The sequence below is a fragment of the Exiguobacterium sp. s142 genome, assembly GCF_018618455.1.
GTDB lineage: Bacteria > Bacillota > Bacilli > Exiguobacteriales > Exiguobacteriaceae > Exiguobacterium > Exiguobacterium aurantiacum_A.
In genome coordinates this window covers 1-4,282 of record NZ_JACSMB010000039.1, presented here as the reverse complement: position 1 = coordinate 4,282, position 4,282 = coordinate 1, and the positions used below count along the sequence as shown (strand labels likewise).

At 44.4% G+C, this 4,282-nt stretch carries 6 protein-coding genes; 2 read left to right on the top strand and 4 right to left on the bottom strand.

Features of this window, described 5'->3' with window-relative positions; all coding sequences use genetic code 11:
• Positions 1-53 precede the first annotated feature (53 nt).
• The 3 genes from KNP77_RS15680 to KNP77_RS15670 all read right to left on the bottom strand — a co-directional run bounded on the left by KNP77_RS15680 (position 54) and on the right by KNP77_RS15670 (position 2,286).
• Positions 54-263: a hypothetical protein gene (locus KNP77_RS15680; RefSeq protein ID WP_214891738.1), complete on the bottom strand. Its 210-nt coding sequence runs from the start codon at positions 261-263 to the stop codon at positions 54-56.
• Between the two features lie 17 nt (positions 264-280).
• Positions 281-754, bottom strand: a complete 474-nt coding sequence (locus tag KNP77_RS15675) for a hypothetical protein (protein WP_214891736.1) — start codon at positions 752-754, stop codon at positions 281-283.
• 1,250 nt (positions 755-2,004) lie between these two features.
• Positions 2,005-2,286, bottom strand: coding sequence for a hypothetical protein (locus KNP77_RS15670; protein ID WP_214891734.1), 282 nt, complete (start codon positions 2,284-2,286; stop codon positions 2,005-2,007).
• A gap of 85 nt (positions 2,287-2,371) precedes the next feature.
• On the opposite strand from KNP77_RS15670, the gene KNP77_RS15665 reads away from it, so the two are divergent.
• Positions 2,372-2,911: a hypothetical protein gene (locus KNP77_RS15665; RefSeq protein ID WP_214891732.1), complete on the top strand. Its 540-nt coding sequence runs from the start codon at positions 2,372-2,374 to the stop codon at positions 2,909-2,911.
• A gap of 256 nt (positions 2,912-3,167) precedes the next feature.
• Complete coding sequence (locus KNP77_RS15660) at positions 3,168-3,452, top strand: hypothetical protein (RefSeq protein WP_214891730.1); 285 nt, start codon at positions 3,168-3,170, stop codon at positions 3,450-3,452.
• 174 nt (positions 3,453-3,626) lie between these two features.
• Here KNP77_RS15660 and KNP77_RS15655 read toward each other — a convergent pair whose 3' ends face one another.
• Positions 3,627-4,196, bottom strand: a complete 570-nt coding sequence (locus KNP77_RS15655; protein WP_251139132.1) for an SMI1/KNR4 family protein — start codon at positions 4,194-4,196, stop codon at positions 3,627-3,629.
• Positions 4,197-4,282: the final 86 nt, after the last annotated feature.

Below are 4,282 nucleotides of genomic sequence, written 5' to 3'. Positions count from 1 at the left end.
CAAGTTTGCGTGGAGTTTTTATTTCACGCAAACTTGACGTTTTTTCGCCCTTTTTAGAGGTTTCTCGAGTCGGACACCTTCCGGTATAGTTCGATCACCTGGGGGTTCTCTTTCTCCCAGGTCGTGTTCTTCAGCATCGGTATTTTGAAGATCATCTCCATCTCGATCATCAATTCTCTTAGTTGCTCGTCTCGCCGGCGGATCGACGGCTCTCGCATGATTTCCTCGTACCTCGATTCGAATCCTTGAATCGTCATCAACATCTTCATCACTCCTTTTGTTATTTTTTCTTCTCGACGTAATTCCGCAGCACGCCCTCGACCAACTCGTAGAGTTTCACATCGTTCTCCAGGGCGATCTGCTTCAACTGCTTATGTAGCGCCACATCCATGTCCAACGAAACTTTTTTGCGATTGATCCGTTCCGGTTTCGTCTCGATCGCGAAATAGTCGTCATCCAGCCGGGACTGCCCCGTGACCGGGTCGATTTTCAACGGATCCGTGGCGACACGCTTCGCCTTTGTCACACTGGAACGGCTCGTCTGAACGAAATCGAGCACTTTCTTGTCCGCATTCGGATGGCTGCGGTCGATGTGCCACCGTTTGGTCCGTTGGTCGAACGTCGCCCCGGCCGACTTCAACGCCTCTCGTAGCTTCTCCTTGCCCACTGGCGCATGTTGCTTCGCCAGGTCCAGGAACTTCATGCGCTCGTTCAGTTCCGTCACCTCGTAGATCGTGAGGTCCATGTTCTTCATCGGAGACCATCCTTTCTTCTTTGGTTGTTGCCAACCTTCCCTCTTACCCTCTTCATTCTCCAAGATTAGGGCTAACACCTTCCTGTCGTCCTTCTGGATCGCCCTGGCATCCTGTCGGATGTCTCGGGCGATCCTCTCCAGGTCTTTCTTCTCTCTGCTGAACGCACTTCGCTACGGCGTTTACGCCTTCGCTCGCTTGTCGGGGCACATGCGGAACACGTCGCCAGACTACGCTAGGCTCGTATTCCTCGTGCCACATATGAATTTGCATCTTCTACTGTTTCCTCGCTGATCTGTTTGCTCTTTGTTCTTTTCTTTTTAGAGCTTGGAAAGAAAAAGACTTGAAACCCAAGAGCGCACCGGGCATACTCCGGTAGGGAAGATAGGAAACGGCTGGATGGGCAGACTAACCCCTTTGAAAAAGGATGCGGTTAAAATCTGCCCACCACGTTCTCCGTCTAGTGCAAGACGAGGTATCCGTATGTCTAGGCGTTCCAAGACTCCGGGGTGTCTCAACCCCGACATGTGACTCGCTGCGCTACTATCGCGCACACAAGGCGTTTCCACGCCCTACCTTGCTGCCTTTCGGCGACTCGTCACATAACCCACTGCACGACGGCCAGAGCCGTCCTGCGTCGTGTCACAGCAATCATACAGCCGCCTACGAGGAACTCCCCCACCGTTTGTCGTGGGACTGCCTCCGGTCGTACCATATGACCCCGTCTGAACCTCTCAACGATCTTTACCATATCCCCGAAGGGACTTAGGCTATGTACAGGGCTTTCCGTCCTTCCCCTGCTAACGTCACACCACATGCTGGAACCGCATTGGTGACCGATCTACTTTGTTGCGTCGGCTAGATGGACCTACTCGTTTTAAGAGCGAGTGCAGAACTCTGATATGTAAAAAACAATAGAAAAAGGACGTCGTCCGAATAGAGAGTTTCGTAAAACTCGCTACTGAACGACGCCCTTTTTTATACTAAAACCTTGAATGTTAAAGGTTTCCTTAGTATGATAAGTGCATCTAAGTTGAAGTCACGTCCAATGTGCCTTCAACGATCAATAGCTAGTGTTCCACCACTCGCTATTCAAAATCGTCACTTCAATGATCTTCAACTTGTCGCCAAACAAGCTGAAGGGAGAAGTGGCGTTTTTTGTTGTTCCGTCCGTATTTTGTTACTGCCTATTGTACGCCTTCTTGATTTTTCTGACAATATGATTTCCGCAGAAAAGCTTATTCATTTATACTTACTTTCTTTTTCCGCCAATAACAATGTAAGTCACAAAAAGAATGAGCGTTAGAGCGAGAGCTGTAAGTAAAAGCTTAAGTGTCCCATCTGGAAGTATTTTAGAAACATACAATAACGTCATCAAAATAGAAAATATCAAATGATTGCTTCTCATTTGAGGAGTAATCTTACTCCAATTAAGAAAAACCAAAAGCATCGCTACCGGTGCAGCTAATGCAGCAATAAAGAAAAATGGAATGTTTTTCATATAAGCTGGTATTTTACGTTCATTATTTTCCAAATTATCACCTCCTAGCATTGTTTTCTACATAAATAAGTAATATAATTTTAATTATTGGTTTAAAAAGTAAAAAGGAGTTGTCGAAATGAACAAAAAAAGCATCTTAGCTACAACGCTTGCATTATCTATGACTACCTCAGTAATCGCTCCATCAATTTCAGTAGCTGCAGCATCTACCGAAGTTTCCAAAAATCAATTAACCCTCTTAAATGATAGCAAATCAACCCAAGATTTTGTAGATTTTATAAAAAACGACCCAAGTGTTTCATCTGATCCTGTATTAGTTGAAGAAGTGGTTAGAAAGCTTGAAGCTTCTTCAAACCAAGGTCAATATGAAACTATGGGGAAAGCAACACTAGCAGCTAAAGCAGGTGCTACAGCAGTTAAAGCTGCATTGAAAAAATTCGGGAAAACAAGATGGGATAATACAATCGACTTAATGGAGAAGTTTTATGGTATTCCTTTATCATATCTTCATTATCAAGGGATCACTACATTCGTAGACTACATCGCCAATTCAGACGATACGTTCAAAGCAGCTATTTTAAAATATTTAACGAATAAGGGTATGAACCGATTCATGGCAAACATTATCACAAATGTATTCGTTGATTTAGTTTTGTAAAAAACCTCATAACCATAACTTTTTTTCTATATTTTTATCTAAAAAGCGCTCAGTCCACTAGGATACTGAACGCTTTTTAGATATGAACAAAATAAAGAGGTTCCCTTTCTGCGAAAATAAAATATTAGGAATCCAAAGGTTAAAGCCTTTGCTTTTTCCAATCGGGTGAGCGACCATAAAAATACTGCCTGACAAGTGTCAGTATGTAAATGGGCATTATCTATCTTCGATATCTCATGAAGGGACTAAAAACAACATGCAGCGACCACGAATGACCAAGCCGAACGACATACCAAAACTTCTGACGATCGCCGACCTTTCTGTTCGTTGGGATATGCCACGACAAAGTCTGCACGACAAAAAAGGAGAGGACACATTCCCTCTCCCAGTACAATATGTCGCGAACAATCGGACGGCACTCTTCCTCGAAAGTGACATCATCGAATATGAAAAAGAGAATCCGTACATCAAGACAAGAGCACAACGAGAAGCGCGACGGAATTTCATTTTTAAGTTGTATATGGACGCGAACGACGAATAAAAAAGTGGCACAAAAAGTGCCACTTTCGTTTTTTCACCGGCACATTTCGTGCCATTTTTGGACTTTTGGTGATATCACAGAAACCCCAGGCCCTGCCTGGGCTATCACGGAAAGTGATAGCAGTTTCTCCTTATGCTCTTTGAACGGTAAAATACGACATGCGGCACTTCGATTCTATCGGAACCAATCCCAAAAATGCGCACCTTGCGCCACCAATAGATAGTCGAACCAGTCGGAAAATCCCATCGGTAGTCGCTCATATTCATCTTCGAAAGAGATAGACTCGCCGACCCAGATACGATTTCCACCAGTTCGGTCGACTTCGCAGATGATCCACTCACCGTCACGCCCAACACCAATCGGAATACAGTTCTCGGGACATTCCCAAATGTCGATATACTCCAGAATCTCATCGACAGAGAAGAAAAGAATTCCACCGCCATACTCCGGATGTATAAAAATATCGGCTCCGTTATGTGACTTCAAAAACTCAATCATTTCATTCGGAGTATGGTTCGGCAGTTTACTCAATTCATTTTCCGACGCTGGAGAACCAAAAGAAAAGACATCATTACTTAAGTAACCCTCTTCTCTTTGCACTTCTAATCGACTGTTTATCAATCTTTTTTTGAATGTTTCTAACGCCAACAACAGGCTCACCCCATCCATGTTTTCCGTGAAAAAGTTTGTGAATTCCGTCGGTTTTCGTCCGGTTTTCGGACTTTGGCTTGATAGCGTCGTCAAGTTTGCGTGGAGTTTTTATTTCACGCAAACTTGACGTTTTTTCGCCCTTTTTAGAGGTTTCTCGAGTCGGACACCTTCCGGTATAG

Excerpts from the sequence above, each read along its gene's own strand:
- KNP77_RS15680 (WP_214891738.1), bottom strand. The coding sequence starts at position 263 with ATGTTGATGACGATTCAAGGATTCGAATCGAGGTACGAGGAAATCATG.
- KNP77_RS15675 (WP_214891736.1), bottom strand. The coding sequence starts at position 754 with ATGAAGAACATGGACCTCACGATCTACGAGGTGACGGAACTGAACGAG.
- KNP77_RS15665 (WP_214891732.1), top strand. The coding sequence starts at position 2,372 with ATGAACAAAAAAAGCATCTTAGCTACAACGCTTGCATTATCTATGACT.
- KNP77_RS15660 (WP_214891730.1), top strand. The coding sequence starts at position 3,168 with ATGCAGCGACCACGAATGACCAAGCCGAACGACATACCAAAACTTCTG.